The organism is Kribbella sp. NPDC104218, from assembly GCF_055584105.1.
Map to the genome: position 1 here is coordinate 223472 of NZ_JBVJMQ010000006.1, position 23631 is coordinate 247102.

The window sequence follows — 23631 nt, forward strand, 5'->3', positions numbered from 1 at the left end:
CATGAGTGGGCACCCCCGGGTCGCGGTCGCTGCACCGAATGCGGCGGCCGCGGACGCCGGAGTCCGCCTAGCGGCCGAAGGCGGGAACGCTGTCGACGCGGCGATCGCGGCGACCCTCGTCACGATGGTCAACGAGATCGGCGTGGTGTCGCCGGCCTCGGGCGGGTTCGTCACGCTGCAGGTCGCCGGCGGCGACGCGGTCACGATCGACGGCTGGGTGGAGATGCCCGGCCGCGGTCTGCCGACGGAGGCGTTCGGCCGGGGTGTCTGGGACGTCACCACGGACTACGGCGGCGGGACGACGACCACGGTCGGGCATGGCTCCGTCGCCACTCCGGGCGGGCTGAAGGCGCTCGCGCTGGCGCACGCCCGCTCCGGCAAGGCGCCGTGGCGTGAGGTCGTGCAGCCGGCGATCGAGGTCGCCCGCGAGGGCTTCCCGCTCAGCCGGACGTCGGGCTACTACCTGGGGTTCACCCACGAGATCATCTTCGGCTGGCATCAGCCGAGCCACCGGGTCGTGCACGACGACGACGGCACGGTGATCAAGGCCGGTAGCGCGGTCATCATCCCGGAGCTGGCCGAGGCGCTCGAGCTGATCGCCCGCGACGGCGCCGAGACGCTGTACACCGGTGAGCTGGCGCAGCTGCTGATCCGGGACATGGCTGAGAACGACGGCATCCTCACCGCGGCGGATCTGGCCGCGTACGAGGCCGTCGTCCGTCCGGCGCTGACAGTGCGGCAGAACGGGTGGCGCCTCGCGACCAACCCGCCGCCTGCGGTCGGTGGGGTCGCTATTGCCGCGATGCTGGCGCTACTCGACGGCGTCCCGGCTGACGGCGGCTGGAGCCCGACCGAGCTGGAGCGGCTGATCGACGTCCAGCATGCGGTGTTCGGGCAGCGGCTGGCCGAGCTGGATGCAGAGGACCTGCGGCAGCTGGAGGGGCAGAAGCTGCTCGAGCTGGCCGCGGCCGGTGACCTGCGGGCGCTCACCTCGCCCAGCACGGCGACTGTCTCGGTAGTGGACGACGAGGGCGACGCCTGCGCGATCACAGTGTCGTCGGGCTACGGCTCCGGCGTACTGACTCCAGGTACCGGTATCTGGCTCAACAACGCGCTCGGTGAGCAGGAGCTGCTGCACGGCGGTCCGCACAGTCTGGCGCCCGGCACTCGGTTGACCTCGAACATGGCGCCCAGCGTCGCCCGCCGCGACAGCGACGGCGCAGTGCTCGCCATCAGCTCCCCGGGCTCGGACCGGATCCCCACCGCGATTGCACAGGTCTACGCGCTCTACACGCACGGCGGTCTGCCGCTGACCGAGGCGGTCGAGCACCCGCGGCTCCACGTCCGCGTCCGCGACGACGTGGTCGTCGACTACGAGGACGACCTGTCCGTCGCCGGTGCGACGAACCTGCCGACCCGTCCGATGCCGCCGCACTCCATGTACTTCGGCGGCGTCGCAGCAGCCTTCTGGGAGCCTGCTGACGGTCTGACCGCAGTCGGTGACCCACGCCGGACCGGTGCAGTGGCGGTGTCCCCGGTCGACTGACCGCGTGCCTATCCGGGGTGACGCTCGTTAGAAGAGCGTGGACATCGACCCCGAGCTCTCCGTCGTGGTGCCGATGTACGACGAGGAAGCGGTGCTGCCGATCTTCTTCGAGCGGATGCACCCGCTGCTGGACAGCCTGGGCCTGCAGTACGAGCTGCTCGTCGTCGACGACGGCAGCCGGGACCGCACGGCGCCGATGCTGCTGGAGGCCGCGAAGGACTGGCCACAGCTGCGCGTCGTCCGTTTGCTGCGGAACAGCGGCCACCAGGCGGCCCAGTCGGCCGGCTTCCGCAGCGCCCGCGGTCAGTACGTCGTGACGATCGACGCCGACCTGCAGGACCCGCCGGAGACGATCGCCGCGTTCCTGACTGCCATGCGCGACCGGGACGTCGATGTCGTGTACGGCGTCCGTTCGGACCGGTCGAGTGACTCCTGGCCGAAGCGGACGACTGCCCGGTTGTACTACCGGCTGATGTGTCGGCTGGTCGGTCGGCACATCCCGTTCGACGCAGGTGACTTCCGCATGGTGTCGCGGCGGGTGGTGGACGCGGTGAACGCGTTGCCCGAGGATGGCCGGGTGTTCCGCCTGGTGATCCCGTGGCTCGGCTTCCCGAGCGCCGAAGTGTCCTACATTCGCTCCGAGCGCGCGGCCGGCTCGACGAAGTACAACCTGAGCAAGATGTTCCGGCTGGCATTCGACAGCGTGACCGCGTTCTCCGCGGCACCGCTGCGGCTGGCCACCTGGCTCGGGCTGCTCGGTGGGCTGATGTCCGCGCTGTTCGTGGTCGGCGCGCTGGTCATCAAGCTGACCGGCCGCGGCGTCCCCGGCTGGACGTCGACTGTGCTCGCGGTGAGCACGATCGGCGCGATCCAGCTGCTCTGCCTCGGGCTGCTCGGCGAGTACGTCGCCCGGCTGTTCCAGTCGAGCCAGCGGCGTCCGCAGTTCCTGGTCGGCTACGACAGCCTCGAGGACCAGATGCGTGCCGAGCCGGTAAGGCACCGGTGAGGCGGGCGCTGCCCTGGCTCCTACCGCTCCTGACCGCCGCCGCTGGTCTCATCACACTGGACGTCGGCGTCGGCCCGATCGTCAAGTACGCCGCGTACTTCGCAGTGGCGATCGCACTGCCCGGGACGCTGCTGTTGCGGCTGCTGTGGCGGAGCACGGGTAACTGGGCCGAGGACGTCGGCCTCGGGGCGATCGTCGGCGCGACCTGGATGCTGGTCGGCTGGGCACTGTTCACCGCGGTGGGTTGGCAGGCGTGGCTGGCGGCTTGGCCGCTGCTCACCTTGGCTGCCTTCGCTCTGCCGCAGCTGCGCGGGTTCTGGCGCATCAGCGCGCCAGAGCCATTGCCGGTGCTGTGGACCTGGGGGCTGGTGGTTGCCTCGACGCTGCTGGTGGCAGCGACGATTCGCGGGGTCATGGCGTACCACGTCATGCCTCCGGACGGGACGGCGTACTACCAGGACCTGCTCTACCACCTGTCGATGATCAGCGAGCTGACCCGTGCTGTGCCGCCGGAGCTGCCGCAGGCGGTGGGGGAGCGGCTGGAGTACCACTGGATCCCGAACGCCGATATGGCCGCCGCAGTCGATATCACCCGGCTGACTCCGACCGTGGTGTTGTTCCGGCTCTGGGTGCTGCCTTGGCTGGTGGTTGCGCTCTTGGTCTGCGCCACGCTCGCCCGGACCGTGAGTCGAGTGTGGTGGAGCGGAGTGCTGGTTGCTGCCGCGCTGAGTACGCCGAACCTGTTTCTGCTCGTCGACACCAGCCTGAACCTCTCTGCGCCACTCAGCTACCTGAGTCCTTCGCAGACCTTCGGTCTGGTCACCTGTGTTGCGCTGGGCGTCTTTCTGATTGATCTGCTCTTCCGTGCGGGTGGCGGCCGGCTGTGGGTGCTGGTGGTCGCGCTGGCGATCGTCGGTGGCGGTTCAAAGCCCACTGTGCTGCCCGTGCTGGTCGGGGCGGTTGGTCTGGCCGCCTTGTACCAGCTCAAGCGCAGACTCGTGCTGGTCGGCGGCCTTCTGGTCGTGGTCGGCGCAGTCACCCTGCTAACTGTCACTGGCAGCACCAGCGGCTCGCAGATCCAGTTTCTCGCGATCTTGAAGTCGACACCCGGCTACGCCGCGATCACCGGTGACAACACCCCGCCCGGCTTCGGTGGGCTGGTCGTCCCGTCGCTGACGCACGGCGCGGTGTGGGGCACGCTCCTGCTGTTCCTGATCCTGCTGGTCGTCCAGTCCGCCTCACTGGCCGGCTTCGGTGTCGCCCGGCGCGACCCGATCGCCTGGTTCCTGCTGGGCGCTATGACGGTTGGCTGGCTCGGCTACCTGTTCATCGACCACCCGTCGGTCAGCGAGTCGTACTTCCTCTACACCGCCACTCCGTTCAGCCTGGCCGCCGCAGCCTGGGTAGCAGCGACCTACAGGCGGAAGCTGACGCTGGTCGCAGTTCTGGTGCTGGTGTTCATCAGTCCGGTCAAAGGGTTCGTGCAGAGTGCGATCTACGGCGACACCGAGCGCTGGCCGGTCTTCCGGTCGGGACCGCAGCGCGTGTACGCCGATGAGCAGCTGGCGGCTCGCTGGCTGGCCAAATACACCGCACCGACCGATGCGGTCGCGACGAACACCTGGTGCCGCCCAGTAGAGGCCGTGACACCGGGCTGCGACGCGCGGGGGTACGTCGTCAGCGGGCTGGCCGGGCGCCGCACTCTCGTCGAGGGCTGGGCGTACACCACCGAGGCCATGGCCGACCAAGGCGTCGGCGGCCGCCGCTACACCGAGCAGCCGTCGCCCTGGCCGGAGCGCGTCGCCATCACCCAAGAGACCTTCTCGAACCCGTCGGCCGAGCTGATGCAGCGGCTGCGCACGGAGTACGGCGTCCGCTGGCTGTACGCCGATGCCCGGGCCGGCTCCGTGTCACGCGAACTCGCCCGCTTCGCGACGTTGCGACACAGCCAGGGCAAGGTCGAAATCTACGACCTCGGACGGTGAAGAAGCCGTAACATAGCGTGCGCGTGGACCGTTAGGGTCTGCGCAGGCCCGCCCGCCCCGTGGCCGATGCATGCGGAGACGTGAATGCTCGGGAGGGCGGCACCATGCGGGCTACACGACCGGCTGCCGTGGTTGTACTGGCTGCTGTGCTGACGACGGTCAGCGTGCCGACCGCTGCCTATCAGGTGCCGGTGGAGCCGTTCAGCCAAGGTGAATCGGCCACTGCGACCATGCCGGGCTCCGGGCTGCGGCAGACGATCACAGTGACCGGGCAGACCGAGTTGCTCGACGAGACGACGGCAGGGGTCCGCGGCGCCGGGCCGACGACGTACAGCCCGCCGATCGACCGAGCGACCCCCGCGCAGGATCTGGTGGTCAACACCGGCAGTTGTGCCGCCACCGGGAGCTGCGGTGACCGCGGCACGGTGACGATCACCTTCAGCCGGCCGGTGCGCAATCCGGTGCTGCACCTGGCCGGTCTGGGCGGTGCGGTCACTCAGACCGTCAACGGCCAGCCGAGCGCGCAGTCCGAGCTGCACGCGGTGCTCCGCCTGACGACGCCGGGCCTCAGCTTGAGCAAGGTAGGTGTCGGCAACAACCTCGCTGTCACCAGCGACACGGTGACTGCGCTTAACCACGACGCCGGTCCGAACTGCGTTAACAACAAGACCGGCACCGGTCCGGACGCCGGTGCGACCGCGGCCTGCGGTTCGGTGCGGGTGAACGGCGTGGTCAGCACGGTCGGGTTCGACGTCACGGCGCACTTCACCAAGAACGCGAAGCTACCGGCCTTCAACACGAAGTCGTCCGGTGACGCGTTCTCGGTGCTGGCCTCCGCCGGGGAGGACTTCGGTGACGCGCCGGCGTCGTACGGCGCTGCCTGGTCCGTGCTCAGCGACGTCCGGCTCGGCGCGGAGGCGACCGAGGACAACAGCACAGTGGCCAACGCCACGACCGGCCCGACGACTCCGGACGCAGCGGACGACGGAGTGGTCTTCCCACCACTGCGGACGAACGCCACGACGTACGAGGTGGTGGCGAAGCTGTCCGGTGCGTCGAAGCCGGGGCGGGTCTGCGCGTGGATCGATCTGGACCGGGACGGCGGTTTCCAGCCGACAGAACGAGCATGCGCCGGTTTTGCTGCCGGAGACCGGACGGTCAAGCTCAGCTGGGCCAAGTTCACCAGACCGACCGCAGGGACGACGTACGCGCGGGTGCGAATCGGGTACGACGAGCCGCGGGCGACTGGCGCGGCCGACGCCGGTGAGGTCGAGGACTACCCGCTGCAGGTGACGCCGCCTCCGCCGCCGGTCCTGCGCGACGACGTCGCGACTACTGCGTTCAACACGGCGACTACGGTCAAGGTGCTCGGCAACGACCTGCCAGGTGAGCCGGCGGCGCCTCTCGTACCTGGCTCGCTCTGCGTGGTCGAGGACGACCAGTGCGGTGTCATGGTCAACGTCGTCGGTCAGGCCAAGTACCTCGCCAAGCCGGACGGCACTGTCGCCGTCGAGCCGGTGCCCGGCTTCTTCGGTCCGGGTAAGCCGGTCACATATCGCGTGGCCGACACCAACGGCATCACTGCGACCGCAAAGCTCACCGTCACGGTCGCACTCCCGGCAGCACCGGTCGCCGCCCCGGATGCTGCGGTGACGCCGCAGAACGTCAGCGTTGCCGTCCGACCGCTCGCCAACGACAAAGCCGCTCCCGGTGTGACGCTGCAGCCGGAGTCCGTCGTACTGCGCGATCCGGCCGACACGAAGTTCAAGAAGACCGTGGTGATCGCGGGTGAAGGGCAGTACGCCGTCAAACCGACCGGTGCGGTCGATTTCGTGCCAGTGCGGCAGTTCACCGGTGTAGGGACGTCGATCGGCTACCGCGTCACCGACAGCACCCGTCAGACCGCGGAGTCCACGCTGACCGTCACTGTCACGCCGGTCCAGCCGATTGCCAACGGTGATTCGGCGTCCACGGCGTTCGACACGGACGTCGTCGTACCGGTCCTCGACAACGACCTGCCTGGCTCTCCGGACGCACCGCTCGAGCCGGCCACGCTGCAGCTGGTCGATCCGATCAGCCGCAAGCTGGTCGACACGGTCACCGTGAAGAACCAGGGCACCTATCTGGTGACCGGTGGCAAGATCGCCTTCCGCCCGGTGCACGGCTTCCACGGCGTTGGTACGCCGCTGACGTACCAGGTGCTCGACAAGAACGGGACTCCGGCGCGGGCTGAGCTCACGGTCGCTGTGGATGCGCCGGCACCACCGGTGGCGAATCCGGACGTCATCACCACCTTGCAGGGCAGTGCGGTGGTGTTTCCGGTTCTGGACAACGACAAGCCCGGTCCGACCGGTGCGGCACTGTTGCCGGAGACAGTGCGGTTCGTCGTACCGCAGCGATCCGAACCAGCGACTTCGCTGGAGGTGCCAGGGCAGGGCAAGTACTCCGTGCGGCCCGACGGCAGAGTGCACTTCGAGCCGGTGCCGACGTTCAGCGGGCAGGGGACTCCGGTGACCTATCAGGTCGCGGACGCCAACCAGGCGATCGGTCGCGCGACGCTGACCGCGCGGGTGACGAAGGTTGAGCCCGACGCATCGGACGACACTGCGGCGACGGCGTACGACACTGCGGTCACGGTGGCGGTCCTGACGAACGACGAAGCCGGTGACCCGGCCGTACCGCTGGTACCGAGCAGCCTCCGGGTGCTCGACCCGAGGACCGGAGAGCCGAAGACGACCGTCGTCGTGGCCGGTGAGGCGACGTACGCGGTCACAGCGGACGGCGAGATCACTGTCGACCCGCTGCCGACGTACACCGGTGTTGCGGCGCCGGTGAGCTATCGCATCGCGGACGTCAACGGGACGACGGCAACCGCCACGCTGACGGTCACTGTTGCGAAACCGCCGGCACCGACGGCCAAGCCCGACACGGCGACCGGCAAGCAGAACGTCCCCTTCACCGTGGAGCCCCTGGCCAATGACACCGCCGGGCGCGGGACCGGTCTTGACCCACTCAGCGTCGCGCTACTCGATCCTGCGGACGGCTCGCTGAAGAAGCTGGTGAAGGTGCCCGGCCAGGCGGCCTACCAGGTGAATCCGGATGGGACGGTCACAGTCGATCCGCTGCCGGGATTCACCGGAAAGGCGACTGCACTGACCTACCGGGTGATGGACTGGTTCGACCAGGTGGCTCGGTCGACGATCGCAGTAGCGGTCACACCGATCACTCCGGTCGCAGTCGACGACACCGCCCGGACGCCGTACGACCGGACCGTCGCAGTGCCGGTGCTGGCGAACGACGTGCCTGGTGACTCGACTGCGCCGCTCCTGCCGACCAGTTTGCTGTTGACCGACCCGGCCGACGGTTTGCTGAAGGCAACCGTCAGCATCCCGAACGAAGGCGTCTATACGGCGGCTGGGGGAGTGGTCGAGTTCAACCCCGGTGCGACCTTCCGGGGCGCCGGGACGCCGCTGACGTACCAGGTGGCCGACAGCAACGGCACTCTGACCACTGCGAAGCTGACAGTCACGGTTGGCCTCCCTCCGATCGCAGTGGCGGACACTGCGTCGACACTGCAGGACGTCACGGTCACGGTGAACCTGGTCTCCAACGACAGCCCCGGCACCGACGCGAAACTCGACCCGGCATCGGTAGAGCTGCTCGGAGCGGATGGTTATGCGAAGACGCTCACCGTGGCCAAGCAGGGCACCTATACCGTGCAGCCGGCCGGCACTGTGGTTTTCGACCCGCTGCCGACGTTCCACGGCCGGGCAGTACCGGTCACGTACCGCGTCGCGGACTCGAACAGCACGGTCGCCACGTCGACGCTGACCATGACGGTCACGCCGATCTGGCCGACGGCCGTCGACGACTCGGCGATCACACCGTTCAATCAGCCGATCACGATCGACGTCCTCGCGAACGACAAGCCAGGTGACCCCTCCGCGCCGCTGGTCGCGTCGAGCCTGCTGCTGAAGGAGCCGGTGGTCGCTGCGACCGGCTACCGCAAGAGCATCACTCAGCCCGGTGAGGGGACCTACACGGTCACTGACGACGGAAAGGTCACCTTCACCCCGGTCAAGGACTTCCAGGGCGTGACGACGCCCGCGACGTACCGGATCGTCGACGACAACGGGACTGCGGCCGAAGGCCTGATGCTGCTGACCGTTGGGAAGGGCCCGGAGGCAGCTGCGGATGTGGTGACTACCAAGCAGAACGTCACTCAGCTGGTCGATCCGTTGGCCAACGACACCGCAGGGACCGGAGCCGAGCTCGAGAAGACGTCGGTCGAGGTCTACTCCGTCACGACCCGCCAGTGGGTTCGCATCGCTGCGCTGATCGGCCAGGGTGTGGTCACCGTCAACCCGACCACGGGGAAGGTCAATATCGATCCGGTGCCGGCGTTCCGCGGCCTGCTGTCGATCGCGTACCGGGTAAAGGACTCCAGCGGAAACACGGCGACCGCCACGATCACTGCGACAGTCACCCCAGTCAGTCCGTCGGCGACCGACGACAAGGTGGTGACGCCGTTCGACACCCCGCTGACTGTTCCGGTGCTCGCGAACGACAAGGCAGGCGATCCGTCCGCGCCACTGAAGGATGTGCGCTTGCTCGACCCTGCGACCGGCGTACCGCGATCGGAGCTGACAGTCGAGGGACAGGGGCTGTTCACCGTGCAGCCGGCCGGGGGCGTCCGGTTCGCGCCGGCGGCCGGTTTCGCCGGGACGACGGTCGCCGTCGGCTACCAGGTGGTCGACGGCAACGGTACGGCCGGTGACGCGAATCTGACGGTCACCGTCCAGGCCGCACCGGTGGCACGACCGGACCGAATGGAAACCGCACAGAACGTGCCAGTGGTCGTCGATCCGCTCAAGAACGACGTCCCCGGGCCAGACGCGGCTTTCGACCCGGACACGCTGCTGCTGGTCGGTCCGGACGTGGCGCTCGTCAAACAGGTGACTGTGGCCGGCCAGGGCCAGTACGTCGTTGCCAACGGCAAAGTGACCTTCACACCCGAGAAGCAGTTCTTTGGCACCGCACGGCCGGTGGCGTACGAGGTGAAGGACAGCAACCGCAACCGTGCGCGGTCCACGCTCACCGCGACCGTGACGCCGATTCGGCCCGAACCAGGTGACGACAGCGCGCGGACGGCGTACGGGACGGCCGTGGAGATCGAGGTGCTGAGCAACGACCGGCCAGGTGCGGCGACGGCGGCTCTCGTGCCGGCGTCCGTCGTACTGCGGGATCCGGCCGACGGTAAGGACAAGAAGACCGTCGTCGTCGCGGACGAGGGCACCTTCGCGGTTGCAGCGGACGGCATCATCACCTACACGCCGGTGACGGACTTCATCGGTACGACGCGGTCGCTGGCCTACCGCGTCGCGGACACCAACGGCACTACAGCGGCCGCGCTCATCGACGTCACCGTGGATCCGCCCCGACCGGTCACCGCCAATGCCGACACCGCTACTGGCACTTCTGGTACGCCGGTCGCAGTCAACCCGCTCCTGAACGACAGCGGCGCTCCTGCTGCCGGTTGCCTTCGCATTGACGCAGCCACTTGCACCAAGCAGGCCCGTACCGCAGCTGGCACTTGGACGGTCAGCCCAGATGGCACCGTCCGGCTGACACCGGCGAAGGGCTTCACCGGCACCGCCAAACTCACCTACGAGCGTTCCGCCGGCACAGCGGACGCCGCACCGGTCGCTGCGCCCATCCGCTTCACTGTCGCTGCCGCACCGGTCGCAGACCTGCGTCCGGTGAACCGTGCGATGCTGCCGCCGACAGGTGGTCTCCCGCCGATCGTCCTGACCCTAGGCGCGCTGCTTACCGCGCTCGGTGCCACGCTACTGGCGCTCGTCCGGGCTCGTCGCTAAAGGTCGCAGACGAGCATGACCTCGTCGCGGTAGTCGTCTGCAGTGAGACGGATCGCCCGCGGGTGCCGACCGACGATGCGGTAGCCGAGCGGCTGGTAGAAGTTCTCCAGCCCGATCCCGTCCCGAATGGTCAGCTGCAGCTGCTCCAGACCGAGGCTGGTCGCAGAACCGCGCAGCCCCTCCATCAGCGCTCGGCCGGCGCCGGAGCCCTGGCACTTCGGATGCACCATCACCCGCAGCACAGTCCGCCAGTGCGAGTGCAGACTGCCGCCGCGGTCGACGAGCAAACCCATCCCGACGTACCGGTCGCCGTCATGGAGGACGCCGAGCAGGTCCAGCCCGGCTGCGACCCGGCCGAGCGCGGCGTCCAGCGTCTGTGCGACCTGCTCGACCGGCGCGGGCGCAGTGAACCCGACCGCGCCGCCGGCGTCCGTCGCTGCGACCCAGGTGTCCAGAAGGTCCGCCCGCAGACCCGGCGCCAACGCCTCGTCCGGCTCCACCACGACGTACTTCAAAGCGAACCTCCAGCTGCGACTCGGTTGCAGCTAGCCTAGCTCTCCCAGCGTCGGGACCATGGTCAGCTTGTCCGGGTTGCGGATGAGGTACAGCGAGGTGATCAGGTCACCCGAGGTCTCCAGGAAGGTGACGGTGTCCGGCTCGTTGTCGTAGTAGACGACGAACGCGGGTTCGCCGTTCAGAGTGGCGATGCGGAGCTCGTAGCCCGGGTACTGCGAGATGACGCCGAACAGCCAGCGGATGATCTTGTCCGCGCCGTGGATCGGCCGCAGCGCAGCGGACTTCTTGCCGCCGCCGTCGCTGATCAGTACGGCGTCCGGCGCCAGCAGAGCGACTACGCGCTCGAAATCACCGGAGTCGGCAGCAGCCATGAACTGCTGCGTCAGCTCGGTGTGGCGGGCTTTGTCGACCTGGTGACGCGGCTGCCGCGCCTGTACGTGGGAGCGGGCGCGGTGGGCCAGCTGGCGGACCGCAGCCTCGGAGCGGCCGAGAGTGTCCGCGATCTCGCCGTACGGGAGGTCGAACACCTCACGCAGGACGAACGTGGCGCGCTCCAGCGGCGACAGTGTCTCCAGGACGACCAGCATGGCCATGCTGACCGAGTCCGCCAGCTCGACCACGGCCTCCGGGTCGCCGTCCGGGCCGGCGCACTTGACGATCGGCTCCGGCAGCCAGGGCCCGACGTACTGCTCGCGGCGCGTCTTCTGCTCCCGCAGCTTGTTCAGCGCGAGCCGAGTGGCGATCCGGATCAGGTACGCCCGCACGTCGCGCACCTCGTCCTGGTCCACCTTGGACCACCGCAGCCAGGTCTCCTGGACGACGTCCTCGGCGTCACTGCCGCTGCCCACCACCCGGTACGCCGCGCCCAGCAGCACGACCCGGTGCTCGTCGAACTCCCGTGCCAGGCGTTCGTCGTCCCTCATCACATGTCCTCCCGGAGATCTCCCTACCCATTGGGACACGACAGTCGCGACGGATGTGACATGCCGGAGCCTTGGATATTTTTCCACTTGCTGGCATACTCATTCATATGAGCGTGAAGGTTGCGGTGGCCGGTGCCAGTGGCTACGCGGGCGGTGAGCTGCTGCGACTGCTGAGCTCCCATCCGGGGGTCGAGATCGGCGCGCTGACCGCCGGCGGAAACGCCGGTACGGCGCTCGGCGCGCACCACCCGCACCTCGTGCCGCTGGCCGGGCGCATCCTGGTCGAGACTACGGCGGAGCAACTCGCCGGTCACGACGTGGTGTTCCTGGCCCTGCCGCACGGACAGTCCGCCGGACTCGCCGAGCAGCTCGGCGAGGACGTCACCGTGATCGACTGCGGCGCGGACTTCCGGCTGACCGAGGCCGAGGCGTGGGTGGAGTTCTACGGCGGCGAGCATGCCGGCTCGTGGCCGTACGGGCTCCCGGAGCTGCCCGGCCAGCGGGACAAGCTTCGCGGTTCGCACCGGGTCGCCGTACCGGGTTGCTACCCGACCGTCTCCAGTCTGGCGCTGCTGCCCGCCGTCCAGCGCGGTCTGGTCGATCCGGCGCAGCTGAACGTGGTGGCTGTCAGCGGTACGTCCGGCGCCGGTAAGGCCCCGAAAGCGCATCTGCTCGGTGCCGAGGTGATGGGTTCGGCCTCGGCGTACGGCGTTGGCGGAGTGCACCGCCACACCCCGGAGATCGAGCAGAACCTCAGCCCGTACGCCGACGGCCCGGTGAGCGTTTCGTTCACGCCGGTCCTGGTGCCGATGTCGCGGGGCATCCTGGCGACCTGCAGCGCACCTGCCGCGGCGGGCACCGACCTGGCGACGCTGCGGCAGGCCTACGAAGAGGCGTATGCCGATGAGCCGTTCGTGCACCTGCTGCCCGAGGGGCAGTGGCCGCAGACGCAGGCCACGCTCGGTGCGAACACCGTGCAGCTGCAGGTCACGTTCGACCAGCGCGTCGGCCGCGTCGTTGTCGTGGCCGCGATGGACAACCTCACCAAAGGCACTGCCGGCGCCGCCGTGCAGTGCATGAACCTGGCCCTGGGGCTCGACGAGACCCTGGCCCTTCCCCTCGTAGGAGTAGCACCGTGACCCTTGCCGTCACTTCCGCCACCCAAGTCGATCGGAGCGCCGGAGTGACCGCGCCGGCCGGCTTCCGTGCGGCTGGGGTGATCGCCGGGATCAAACCCGCCGGGACGCCGGACCTCACCGTCGTCGTCAACGACGGACCGGACCAGGTAGCCGCCGGCGTCTTCACCACCAACAAGGTGAAGGCCGCACCGGTGCTCTGGTCGCAGCAGGTGCTCAGCGCGGGCAAGCTGAAAGCCGTAGTCCTCAACTCCGGCGGTGCGAACGCCTGCACCGGCCCTGAGGGCTTTCAGGACACTCACAAGACCGCAGAGAAGCTGGCTGAGGTTCTGGGCGTCGGTGCGGCCGAGATCGGCGTCTGCTCGACCGGTCTGATCGGTGAGCGGCTCCCGATGGACAAGCTGCTTCCTGGCGTCGAAGCAGCCGTTGCTGCGCTCGACTCCACCGCAGAGGCCGGTCTGGCCGCGGCCACCGCGGTCATGACTACCGACAATGTGCCGAAGCAGGCAGTGCTCAAACACGCGGACGGCTGGAGCATCGGCGGCTTCGCGAAGGGCGCCGGTATGTGCGCACCGAACATGGCGACGATGCTCAGCGTCATCACGACGGACGCCGTCCTGGACCAGCCGCACCTCGACCATGCTCTGCGGAACGCGGTCGGCAAGACCTTCAACCGGCTGGACGTCGACGGCGGCACGTCGACCAACGACACCGTGCTGCTGCTCAGCTCAGGCGCGTCCGGCATCACCGTCAGCCCAGAGGCGTTCGAAGCCGCTCTGACCGCGCTGGCCGGTGACCTGGTGAAGCAGCTCCAGGCGGATGCCGAGGGCGTCACCAAACACGTCAGCATCACCGTCAAGAACGCAGCGACCGAAGCTGAGGCCGTAGCCGCCGCAAAGGTCGTGGCCGAGGACAACCTCTGCAAGACGGCCTTCTTCGCCTCCGACCCGAACTGGGGCCGCATCGCGATGGCAGTCGGCAACGCACCGACCGCCTTCGACCCTGCGCTGCTGGACATCACTCTGAACGGCGCTGCGATCTGTGTGGCCGGCGGAAAGGGCGTCGACCGCTCGGAGGCGGACCTGAGCGGTCCGGAGATCGATGTGGTGATCGACCTGCACGCTGGTCCGGCGTCCGCGACAGTCCTCACCACCGACCTGTCGCACGCGTACGTCGAAGAGAACTCGGCGTACTCGTCGTGAGCATCCTTCCCGAGGCACTGGAGAAGGCCGCGGCCCTCACCGAGGCGCTGCCGTGGCTGAAGCAGTTCCACGGCAAGACGGTCGTGGTGAAGTACGGCGGCAACGCCATGGTCGACGACAAGCTCAAACGCGCCTTCGCCGAGGACATCGTCTTCCTCCGGTACGCCGGCGTCCGGGTGGTCGTCGTCCACGGAGGCGGGCCGCAGATCAGCGAGATGCTCGGCCGGCTCGGCATCGACAGCGAGTTCCGCGGCGGGCTGCGGGTGACCACGCCGGAGGCGATGGACGTCGTCGGCATGGTCCTGGTCGGCAAGGTCGGCCGGGAGCTCGTCGGCCTGCTGAACGCGCACGGACCTTTCGCGGTGGGGATGTCCGGTGAGGACGCCGGCCTGTTCACCGCCGAACGGCGGACGGCGCTCGTGGACGGCGAAGCGGTGGACATCGGGCTCGTCGGCGACGTGGTCGACGTCCGGCCCGAGGCGGTCGTCGATCTGATCGACGCCGGCCGCATCCCGGTGGTCTCGACGATCGCACCGGACGAGGACGGCCTCGCGCACAACGTCAACGCCGACACCGCCGCTGCGGCGCTGGCGTCCGCGCTCGGCGCCGAGAAGCTGGTCGTGCTGACCGATGTGGCCGGCCTCTACCGCAACTGGCCGGACAGCGAAGAGATCATCACCCAGATCGACGCCACCGAGCTGGCCGCGCTGCTGCCGTCGCTGGCGGCCGGGATGGTCCCGAAAATGGAGGCCTGCCTGCGGGCGGTCGAGTCCGGGGTCTCTCGAGCCACTGTCATCGACGGTCGCGTCCCGCACTCGCTTCTGCTCGAAATCTTCACCGACGCCGGAATTGGAACCCAGGTGATCCCCTCATGACAGAGCTGCTCACTGTCGACGGCACTCAGGCCGCGCTGACCGAGCGGTACACCGGTGCGCTGATGAACACGTTCGGCGCACCGAAACGCGTTCTGGTCCGTGGCGAGGGCGCATACCTGTGGGACGCCGACGGCAACAAGTACCTCGACCTGCTGGGCGGCCTCGCTGTGAACTGCCTCGGCCACGCGCATCCGTTCGTGGTGTCCGCAGTCACCTCACAGCTGGCGACTCTCGGCCACGTGTCCAACTTCTTCGCTTCCGCGCCGCAGATCGCGCTGGCGGAGAAGCTGCTCGGCCTCTTCGAGGCGCCGGGCAAGGTGTTCTTCACGAACTCCGGCACCGAGGCGAACGAAGCGGCGTTCAAAATCACCAGGCGGACCGGCCGGACCAAGATCGTCTCCACTGTCGGCGCCTTCCACGGCCGGACGATGGGCGCGCTCGCCGTCACCTGGAAGCCGGCGTACCGGGAGACCTTCGCGCCTCTACCGGGTGACGTGACCTTCGTGCCGTACGGCGACGTGGACGCGCTGGCAGCCGCAGTCGACGACGAAACCGCCGCAGTGATCCTGGAGCCGATTCAGGGCGAGAACGGCGTCGTCGTACCGCCGACCGGCTACCTGCAGGCCGCGCGGCAGATCACCTCCGAGCACGGCGCGCTGCTGTGGCTGGATGAGATCCAGACCGGCGTCGGCCGGACCGGAAGCTGGTTCGCATACCAGACCGAGGGCATCACGCCGGACCTCGTCACGCTGGCCAAGGGGCTTGGCGCCGGCATCCCGATCGGCGCCTGCGTCGGTCTGGGGGCTGCGGCCGACCTGCTGCAGCCGGGCAACCACGGCACGACGTTCGGCGGCAACCCGGTCGCTGCGATCGCCGGGCTGGCCGTGCTGACCGTGATTGAGCGGGACGGCCTGCTTGCGCAGGTGAATGCGGTCGGCAACCACCTGGCGTCGTCGCTGATCGCGCTGGACCATCCGCTGATTGCCGGCGTCCGGGGGCGCGGGCTGCTGCTGGCGATCCAGCTGACCCAGCCGGTCTCGGACCAGGTCGCGGCGCTCGCTCTGGAGGCCGGCTTCGTGATCAACAACCCGATCCCGGATGCGTTGCGGCTGGCGCCGCCGTACATCCTCAGCAAGGCTGATGCCGACAGCTTCGTCTCGGCCCTGCCGGGGCTGCTCGACCAGGTGGAGGTGCCATGACGGTCAGACACTTCTTGAAGGACGACGACCTGAGTCCGGTCGAGCAGGACGAGGTCCTGACGCTGGCGCAGCAGCTGACCGCGGACCGCTACGGACATCAGCCGCTGGCCGGTCCCAAGTCGGTCGCGGTCATCTTCGACAAGTCCTCTACCCGCACGCGCATCTCGTTTGCCGTCGGCATTGCGGAGCTGGGCGGCGCTTCGCTCATCATCGACGCTCAGAGCTCTCAGATGGGCCGTGGTGAACCGATCGCCGACACCGCCCGGGTGCTCGACCGGCAGGTCGCAGCGATCGTTTGGCGGACCGCCGGTCAGACGCGGATCGACGAAATGGCCGCAGCGTCCCGAGTGCCGGTCGTCAACGCGCTGACCGATGAGTACCACCCCTGTCAGATCCTGGCCGACCTGCTGACCGTCCGGCAGCACAAGGGGCAGACAGCAGGGCTGAAGCTGGTGTACTTCGGTGACGGTGCCAACAACATGGCCCACTCGTACCTGCTGGGTGGTGCGACCGCTGGGATGCACGTGGTCGTCGCCTCGCCGGCAGCGTTCCAGCCGGACCCGGCCATCCTGGCCAGAGCCGTTGAGATCGCAGCCGAGACAGGTGGCTCGGCAGCGTGGACCGACGACCCGTACGCCGCTATCGACGGTGCCGATGTCGTCGCCACCGACACCTGGGTGTCGATGGGCCAGGAGGCAGAGGCGGCCGAGCGCGAGGCGCCGTTCGTCCCCTACGCGGTCACCGAGCAGCTGGTGGCCAAGGCCAAGGACGACGCCATCGTGCTGCACTGTCTCCCGGCGTACCGTGGCAAGGAAATCGAGGCCGCGGTCCTCGACGGGCCACAATCAGTGGTCTGGGATGAGGCGGAGAACCGGCTGCACGCGCAGAAGGCGCTGCTGTCGTGGCTGCTGGCAAGGAGCTTTTCGGCATGAGCATCGCCGTACCGACGACCAAGACCGCACGGCAGCAGCGGATCATCGATCTGCTCGGGCGGCAGCCGGTCCGGTCGCAGACCGAGCTGGCCGAGCTGCTGTCCGCCTCCGGGCTGGTCGTCGGACAGGCGACGCTGTCCCGCGACCTGGTCGAGATCGGTGCGGTCAAGGTTCGCGACTCGTCCGGCCAGCTGGTGTACGCCGTCCCGGGTGAGGGCGGTGACCGGACGCCGCGCGCCGGCGAGGCCGCCGCTTTCGAGGCCCGCCTGGAGCGAGTGGCATCCGAGCTGCTCGTATCCGCCGAGGGCAGCGCCAATCTGGTCATCCTGCGAACCCCGCCCGGAGCAGCCCAGTACCTCGCCTCGGCCATCGACCACGTCGGCCTGGACGACGTCCTCGGCACCATCGCCGGCGACGACACCGTCATGATCGTCGCCCGCAACCCCACCGGCGGCGAAGCACTGGCCGCCCGCCTGCTCTCGCTGGCCGCCCGCGACCCCAGGTAGCCGACGCTTCGATCGACTCGCCAGAACCTGGCGGAAGGGTTTCAGCACGTGATTGAGAGGATGGCGGAGTGACCGAAGGTGAGAGTGCAGCCCTGTGGGGCGGACGGTTCGCGGGCGGACCGGCGGATGCCCTGGCGGCGTTGAGCAAGTCGACGCAGTTCGACTGGCGACTGGCGCCGTACGACATCGCTGGGTCGAAGGCCCACGCAAAGGTGCTGCACCGAGCTGGTCTGCTGACCGACGCGGACCTGGACGCGATGCTGGCCGGGCTGGACGCTCTGCTGGCGGACGTCCTCGCCGGTCGGTTCTTGCCGGCTGAGGACGACGAGGACGTGCACACTGCGCTGGAGCGCGGTCTGCTGGAGCGTCTCGGCGCCGAGCTGGGTGGTCGGCTGCGCGCTGGCCGCTCCCGGAACGACCAGGTCGCCACGCTGTTCAAAAGCTACCTACGCGAGCACGGCCGCGTCATCGGCCGCCTGGTGCTCGACCAGATCCGCGTACTGGCGGACCAGGCCGAGAAACACCTCGGCGTGGCCATGCCGGGCCGGACGCACCTGCAGCACGCGCAGCCAGTTCTGCTCGCGCATCACCTGTTGGCGCACGCCTGGCCGCTGCTGCGTGATCTGGAGCGGCTGGCCGACTGGGACGCCCGTGTCGCGGCCGACTCGCCGTACGGCTCAGGAGCGCTGGCCGGCAGTTCACTGGGTCTGGACCCGCAGTACGTCGCTACCGAGCTCGGCTTCACCAACTCCTCGGCGAACTCGATCGACGGCACCGCCGCGCGGGACTTCGTGGCGGAGTTCGCGTTCGTCACCGCGCAGATCGGCGTCGACCTGTCCCGGCAGGCCGAGGAGGTGATCATCTGGGCGACCAAGGAGTTCGGCTTCGTCGTGCTGGACGACGCGTTCTCAACCGGCTCGAGCATCATGCCGCAGAAGAAGAACCCGGACATCGCCGAGCTGGCCCGCGGCAAGGCCGGCCGGCTGATCGGCAACCTCAGCGGTCTGCTCGCGACGCTGAAGGCGCAGCCGCTCGCCTACAACCGGGACCTGCAGGAGGACAAAGAGCCGGTCTTCGACTCCATCGACACCCTCGAGGTGCTGCTGCCCGCGTTCACCGGGATGATCCGGACGCTGAGCTTCAACACCGAGCGTCTGGAGGAGCTGGCGCCGCAGGGCTTCTCGCTCGCGACAGACATCGCGGAGTGGCTGGTCCGGCAGCAGGTGCCGTTCCGCGTCGCACATGAGCTGGCCGGCGCGTGCGTGCAGGAGTGCGAGAAGCGCGGCATCGAGCTGTGGGATCTCACCGATGCGGAGCTGGCCGCCATCTCACCGCACCTGACGCCGGAGGTCCGCTCCGTGCTGACCGTCGAGGGCTCGCTGGCGTCCCGCAACACCCGCGGCGGCACGGCGATCGACCGCGTCACCGAGCAGCTGGCCGAGCTGCACGCCCGCACCGCCGTCCACACGCAGCGCCTCGGCTGACCGTGCGCCGATCCCAGCTGGCGGGGCCCGTCCTCGACGTGGCCCCGCAGCTGCTCGGCCTGGTCATCCGCAGCACCACCTCCGCCGGCTCGGTCGCCGTCCGCCTCACTGAAGTCGAGGCGTACGACGGCCCCAACGACCCCGGCTCCCACGCGTACCGCGGCCAGACTCCGCGCAACGCCGTCATGTTCGGCCCGCCCGGCCACCTCTACGTCTACTTCACCTACGGCATGCACTTCTGCATGAACATCGGCACGGGTCCCACCGGCATCCCCTCTGCGGTCCTCCTCCGCGCCGGCGAAGTGGTCGAGGGCAAAGACCTCGCCCGCACCCGCCGCGGCCTCGTGCTGCCATCCGCCGGTGACGCACCTCCTGCCCCCGTGCGCCCTGGGCGGATCCTCCCTGGTCGCGTCCAGAAGCGGCCGAGAGTAGATCCCGACCGCGACCTTGCCCGGGGACCGGCCCGGTTGTGTGTTGCGCTGGGCATCGACCGGGAGCAGAACGGCGTCGACCTGTTCGCCAAGGACTCTCCGGTGCGCCTGCTACCAGGCGCGAGCTACGACGGCACCCCGTCGACCGGCCCCCGGGTCGGTCTCCGCGATGCCGCCGACTGGCCATGGCGTTTCTGGATCCCGGACGATCCGACCGTTTCGCCGTACCGCCCGCACGTCCCCAAACGCCGCTAGCGGTTCGCCAGCGCCGTCACGTACTCCAGCTGCGGCAGACCGTGCTCGACCTCAGGGTCCGGGAACAGGCCCACGTGATGGACCCCAGCCGCCTCCAGCTGGTCGAGGTGGACTGCGGCGTCCTCCACCGTCCCGACCGCGCCGATGGCCTGCCACCAGTCCACCGGCATCCCGACCAGCCCCGCTTCGCCGGACTCGGCGTACAGCTTGGCCAGGTCCTCGAAGAACGGCAGCGCGGTGATCCCGGCGTACTTCGTCCGGATCCGCTCACCCAGCCACGGCGCAGTCCACTCGTAGGCGGCCTTCCGGTCCTCCCGGACGCACATCGCGGTGAACACGGCCACCACGAAGTCCTGAGGTGAGCCGGCCAGCTCCAGCGACTGTCGCACGTACGCCGGTGTCGCCGGCTCGGCCAGCACCAGTCCGCCCGCGACCCGGCCTGCCAGCGCCATCGACTTCGGGCCCATCACACCGAGCAGAATCGGCGGGGGAGTGACCGGGGGAGCTTCCAGCTGCACGTCCTGCAGGAAGACCGTCTTCCCCTCGAAACTGACCTTCTCGCCGGCCAGCAGCCGGGTGACCGTGCTGGTCACCTCATCGAGCGCAGTGAGCGGAGACTTCGCCCGCACGCCCATCTGACCCATCCACTCCTGTACGCCGTGGCCGATGCCCGGCAGGAAGCGCCCGGGCCCCAGCGCGTCCAGCGTGGCGAACTCCATCGCAGTCACCGCCGCCGTCCGGGCGACCGCCGGAACGATGCCGAGGCCAACCTGCAGCCGCTCGGTGGATGCGAGCGCAGCGGCGACCAGGGACGGGCCTGCGGTGTAGAAGCAGTCCTCGATGATCCACAGCTCGTCGGCGCCGCCCGCCTCCAGACGGCGAGCCACGTCGGTCACCAGGGCGGCAGGGAACGTCCGGGGGAAGCACATACCGATCTGAGTCATGTGACGACGGTAGAGGGACGTTGGGACAGTTGGCGCGGCCCATGCGCGTAGCGGCCCCCGCTGCGGGTAGGTTTCAGGTATGGCCCGCCCGCACTACGCGTCCCGTCTCGAGGACTGGTTCAACATCGGGGTGCAGGCCGTGTTGCGGCGCCGCGGCTGGCGCGAGCGCATCATCCCGCAGGTGGGTTACGGCAACACGGAGTTCGTGCGCGTCATCGCGCGCGTGGTCCTGGGCAGAGACCCACGCAGCCAACCCCGCTACGACGAGGACCAGGTGGTGCGCGGCTGGCGGGTTTTCGTCACCGCACCGGCCACCAAGGTGCTGGTGAGCGTGACTGTCGAGGGGCAGACGTTCAACGCCGTCACCGACCGAGGCGGGTTCATCGACATCACCGTGCCGGTGGTGCTGCCGCCGGGGTGGCACGAGATCAACCTGGGCGTACGTGGCGAGCGGCAGGCCAGAGCTTCGGTCTACGTGCCGGATCCGGAGTCGACGTTCGGTCTGGTCAGCGACATCGACGACACCGTCATCCTGACGATGCTGCCGCGTCCGCTGATCGCTGCCTGGAACACGTTCGTCCGGGACGAGCAGGCGCGCCGCGTCGTCCCGGGGATGGCAGACATGTACCAGGAGATGCTGGCCGCCCACCCGGGTGCGCCGATCTTCTACCTGTCGACAGGCGCCTGGAACACCGCACCGACGCTGACTCGCTTCCTGACTCGGCACGGCTACCCAGTGGGTCCGTTGCTGATGACGGACTGGGGGCCGACCAACACGGGCTGGTTCCGGAGCGGTCAGGAGCACAAGCGGACGGCGCTGCGCCGGCTGGCCCGCGAGTTCCCCAACGTGAAGTGGGTGCTCGTCGGCGACGACGGCCAGCACGACCCGCAGCTGTACGGCGATTTCGCGCAGACGCACCCGGATCACGTCCGGGCCATCGGCATCCGTCAGCTGACCCCCGCCGAGCAGGTGCTGTCGCATGGTCTCCCGGTCCCGAATCAGGACCCGGGAGCGCACGATCCGCAGCGTCCGACAGCCGCCACGGTGCAGGGCCCGGACGGCCACGCGCTGCGGCCGCAGCTACGCGACATCCTGGCTCGGCCCGAGCCCGGCTGAGCGCGAGGCCTCGGCGTACAGGACACTGGTGTCGACACGACGTACTCGAGGAGAGACAGTGACCGACAGCGGGACCGAACGCCGTACCGAGGTGCTTGACGACCTGGAGAGTCGCGGCCTGATCGCGCACTCGACCGACCCGGACGCGCTGCGCGGCGCCATGGCGGACGGGCCGATCACCTCCTATGTCGGCTTCGACCCGACCGCGCCGAGTCTGCACATGGGCAACCTGCTGCAGCTGCTCACCCTGCGCCGGCTGCAGCTGGCGGGGCACAACCCGATCGGTCTGGTCGGCGGCGCCACCGGGCTGATCGGTGACCCGAAGGAGTCCGCCGAGCGGGTGCTGAACCCGAAGGACCTGGTGCACCAGTGGGTCGAGCGGGTGCGCGGGCAGGTGGAGCGGTTCGTCGACTTCGATCCGTCGCTGCCGAACCCGGCGCGCATCGTCAACAACTACGACTGGACCAAGGACCTCAACGTCCTGGACTTCCTGCGGGACGTCGGCAAGCACTTCCCGGTGAACCGGATGCTCGGGCGTGAGGTCGTGAAGGCGCGCCTGGAGCAGGGGATCAGCTACACGGAGTTCAGCTACGTGCTGCTGCAGTCGCTGGACTACTTGGAGCTGTACCGCCGGCACAACTGCACGCTGCAGACCGGCGGCAGCGACCAGTGGGGCAACCTGACCGCTGGTGTGGAGCTGATCCGCCGCTCGGACTCCGGCAAGGCGCATGCACTGGCCACGCCGCTGGTGACCAAGGCCGATGGGACGAAGTTCGGCAAGACGGAGTCCGGCACGGTGTGGCTGGACCGGGAGCTGACATCGCCGTACGCGTTCTACCAGTTCTGGTTCAACAGCGACGATCGCGACGTCATGCAGCTCGTGCGGTACTACACGTTCCGCACCGCGGAGGAGCTCGCCGCACTCGACGAGGCGACGGCCGAACGGCCGCATGCCCGCGAGGCGCAGCGTCTGTTGGCTGAAGACGTCACAACGCTGGTGCACGGGGAGGCGGAGACCCGAGCCGTGCAGGAGGCGTCGAAGGCGCTCTTCGGCCAGGGAGAGCTCGCGGCACTGGACGGCGAGACTCTGCGTGCTGCACTGCGCGAAGCACCGCATGTCGAGCTGGGCGCCGGCGAGCAGATGCCGTCGTACGGCGACCTGTTGGTGAAGTCCGGCCTGGTGGCCAGCAAGTCGGCCGCGCGGCGGACTGTCGCCGAAGGTGGCGGGTACCTGAACAACGTGAAGGTGCAGGACGCGGAGTACGTGCCGGGAGCGGACGACCTGCTGCCGGGCGGCGTCCTGGTGCTGCGCCGCGGGAAGCGCTCGTTCGCCGGGGTGCTCCACTCCCACAACTAGGTTGCCGGGGGCAAATTACAAGCCTGTGATTCAGCCCACCGGGAACCGATTTGACCGTCCACCTGGGAGCCACGTAATGTTCTTCTTGTTGGAAGCGAGTGCAGGACGCTGAAGCGGCCGGACCTTCCAACCCCCAAAGCTAGCGCAGCTGAAACGCGTCTCCGGACTCGGGTCAGCAGCCTCCACGCGGGGAGTGAGTCGGAAAAATCAAGACTTGACTTGGTTGATCCACTCCGGTAAAGTACTGCAGGTTGCCCCGGAAGCCCTGGACCGCAAGGTTCGGCTGCGGTGTGCGTCCGATTCTTGAGAACTCAACAGCGTGCCGAAAGTCAATGCCGAAA

17 protein-coding genes are annotated in these 23631 nt (G+C 68.8%); 14 read left to right on the forward strand and 3 right to left on the reverse strand.

The window, feature by feature from the left end; genetic code table 11:
* Position 1 precedes the first annotated feature (1 nt).
* From ACZ6ZD_RS36720 to ACZ6ZD_RS36735, 4 genes are all read left to right on the forward strand, one after another.
* A complete protein-coding gene (locus ACZ6ZD_RS36720) occupies positions 2-1546 on the forward strand; it encodes a gamma-glutamyltransferase (protein ID WP_465679133.1) in 1545 nt (514 codons plus the stop codon).
* 37 nt (positions 1547-1583) lie between these two features.
* Entirely contained in the window at positions 1584-2552 is a 969-nt protein-coding gene (locus tag ACZ6ZD_RS36725; protein ID WP_465679134.1) for a glycosyltransferase family 2 protein, read from the forward strand.
* A complete protein-coding gene (locus ACZ6ZD_RS36730; protein ID WP_465679136.1) occupies positions 2549-4537 on the forward strand; it encodes a hypothetical protein in 1989 nt (662 codons plus the stop codon). The genes ACZ6ZD_RS36725 and ACZ6ZD_RS36730 overlap by 4 nt, the downstream gene beginning before the upstream one ends.
* Before the next feature lie 104 nt (positions 4538-4641).
* Positions 4642-10413, forward strand: a complete 5772-nt coding sequence (locus ACZ6ZD_RS36735; protein WP_465679137.1) for an Ig-like domain-containing protein — start codon at positions 4642-4644, stop codon at positions 10411-10413.
* Here the strand turns inward: ACZ6ZD_RS36735 and ACZ6ZD_RS36740 are convergent.
* Together ACZ6ZD_RS36740 and ACZ6ZD_RS36745 are read right to left on the reverse strand one after the other, a co-directional pair.
* Complete coding sequence (locus tag ACZ6ZD_RS36740; RefSeq protein WP_465679138.1) at positions 10410-10928, reverse strand: GNAT family N-acetyltransferase; 519 nt, start codon at positions 10926-10928, stop codon at positions 10410-10412. The genes ACZ6ZD_RS36735 and ACZ6ZD_RS36740 overlap by 4 nt on opposite strands.
* A gap of 30 nt (positions 10929-10958) precedes the next feature.
* A complete protein-coding gene (locus tag ACZ6ZD_RS36745; RefSeq protein WP_465679140.1) occupies positions 10959-11852 on the reverse strand; it encodes an RNA polymerase sigma-70 factor in 894 nt (297 codons plus the stop codon).
* Between the two features lie 107 nt (positions 11853-11959).
* Here ACZ6ZD_RS36745 and argC point away from each other — a divergent pair, with 107 nt between their 5' ends.
* The 8 genes from argC to ACZ6ZD_RS36785 all read left to right on the forward strand — a co-directional run bounded on the left by argC (position 11960) and on the right by ACZ6ZD_RS36785 (position 19872).
* Positions 11960-12991, forward strand: a complete 1032-nt coding sequence (argC, locus tag ACZ6ZD_RS36750; protein WP_465679141.1) for an N-acetyl-gamma-glutamyl-phosphate reductase — start codon at positions 11960-11962, stop codon at positions 12989-12991.
* On the forward strand, positions 12988-14190 hold the full coding sequence (gene argJ, locus ACZ6ZD_RS36755) for a bifunctional glutamate N-acetyltransferase/amino-acid acetyltransferase ArgJ (RefSeq protein WP_465679142.1): 1203 nt from the start codon (positions 12988-12990) through the stop codon (positions 14188-14190). The genes argC and argJ overlap by 4 nt, the downstream gene beginning before the upstream one ends.
* Positions 14187-15065, forward strand: coding sequence for an acetylglutamate kinase (gene argB / locus ACZ6ZD_RS36760; protein WP_465679143.1), 879 nt, complete (start codon positions 14187-14189; stop codon positions 15063-15065). Before argJ ends, argB begins: the two co-directional genes overlap by 4 nt.
* Positions 15062-16264, forward strand: a complete 1203-nt coding sequence (locus ACZ6ZD_RS36765) for an acetylornithine transaminase (protein WP_465679145.1) — start codon at positions 15062-15064, stop codon at positions 16262-16264. Before argB ends, ACZ6ZD_RS36765 begins: the two co-directional genes overlap by 4 nt.
* Positions 16261-17196 (forward strand): ornithine carbamoyltransferase, encoded by a 936-nt coding sequence (argF, locus tag ACZ6ZD_RS36770; RefSeq protein ID WP_465679146.1) that lies wholly within the window; start codon positions 16261-16263, stop codon positions 17194-17196. Before ACZ6ZD_RS36765 ends, argF begins: the two co-directional genes overlap by 4 nt.
* Entirely contained in the window at positions 17193-17702 is a 510-nt protein-coding gene (locus ACZ6ZD_RS36775; RefSeq protein ID WP_465679147.1) for an arginine repressor, read from the forward strand. Before argF ends, ACZ6ZD_RS36775 begins: the two co-directional genes overlap by 4 nt.
* Positions 17703-17770: 68 nt before the next feature.
* Positions 17771-19186, forward strand: coding sequence for an argininosuccinate lyase (gene argH / locus ACZ6ZD_RS36780; RefSeq protein WP_465679149.1), 1416 nt, complete (start codon positions 17771-17773; stop codon positions 19184-19186).
* A complete protein-coding gene (locus ACZ6ZD_RS36785; protein ID WP_465679157.1) occupies positions 19183-19872 on the forward strand; it encodes a DNA-3-methyladenine glycosylase in 690 nt (229 codons plus the stop codon). Before argH ends, ACZ6ZD_RS36785 begins: the two co-directional genes overlap by 4 nt.
* On the opposite strand, the gene ACZ6ZD_RS36790 is transcribed toward ACZ6ZD_RS36785, so the two are convergent.
* Complete coding sequence (locus ACZ6ZD_RS36790) at positions 19869-20816, reverse strand: LLM class flavin-dependent oxidoreductase (protein WP_465679150.1); 948 nt, start codon at positions 20814-20816, stop codon at positions 19869-19871. The genes ACZ6ZD_RS36785 and ACZ6ZD_RS36790 overlap by 4 nt on opposite strands.
* Positions 20817-20895: 79 nt before the next feature.
* Between ACZ6ZD_RS36790 and ACZ6ZD_RS36795 the strand changes: the two genes are divergently transcribed.
* On the forward strand, positions 20896-21933 hold the full coding sequence (locus ACZ6ZD_RS36795; RefSeq protein ID WP_465679151.1) for an App1 family protein: 1038 nt from the start codon (positions 20896-20898) through the stop codon (positions 21931-21933).
* A 58-nt stretch (positions 21934-21991) separates the two neighbouring features.
* The gene (tyrS, locus tag ACZ6ZD_RS36800) at positions 21992-23290 is read left to right on the forward strand and encodes a tyrosine--tRNA ligase (RefSeq protein WP_465679152.1); all 1299 of its coding nucleotides are present in this window, start codon (positions 21992-21994) and stop codon (positions 23288-23290) included.
* Positions 23291-23631 lie beyond the last annotated feature (341 nt).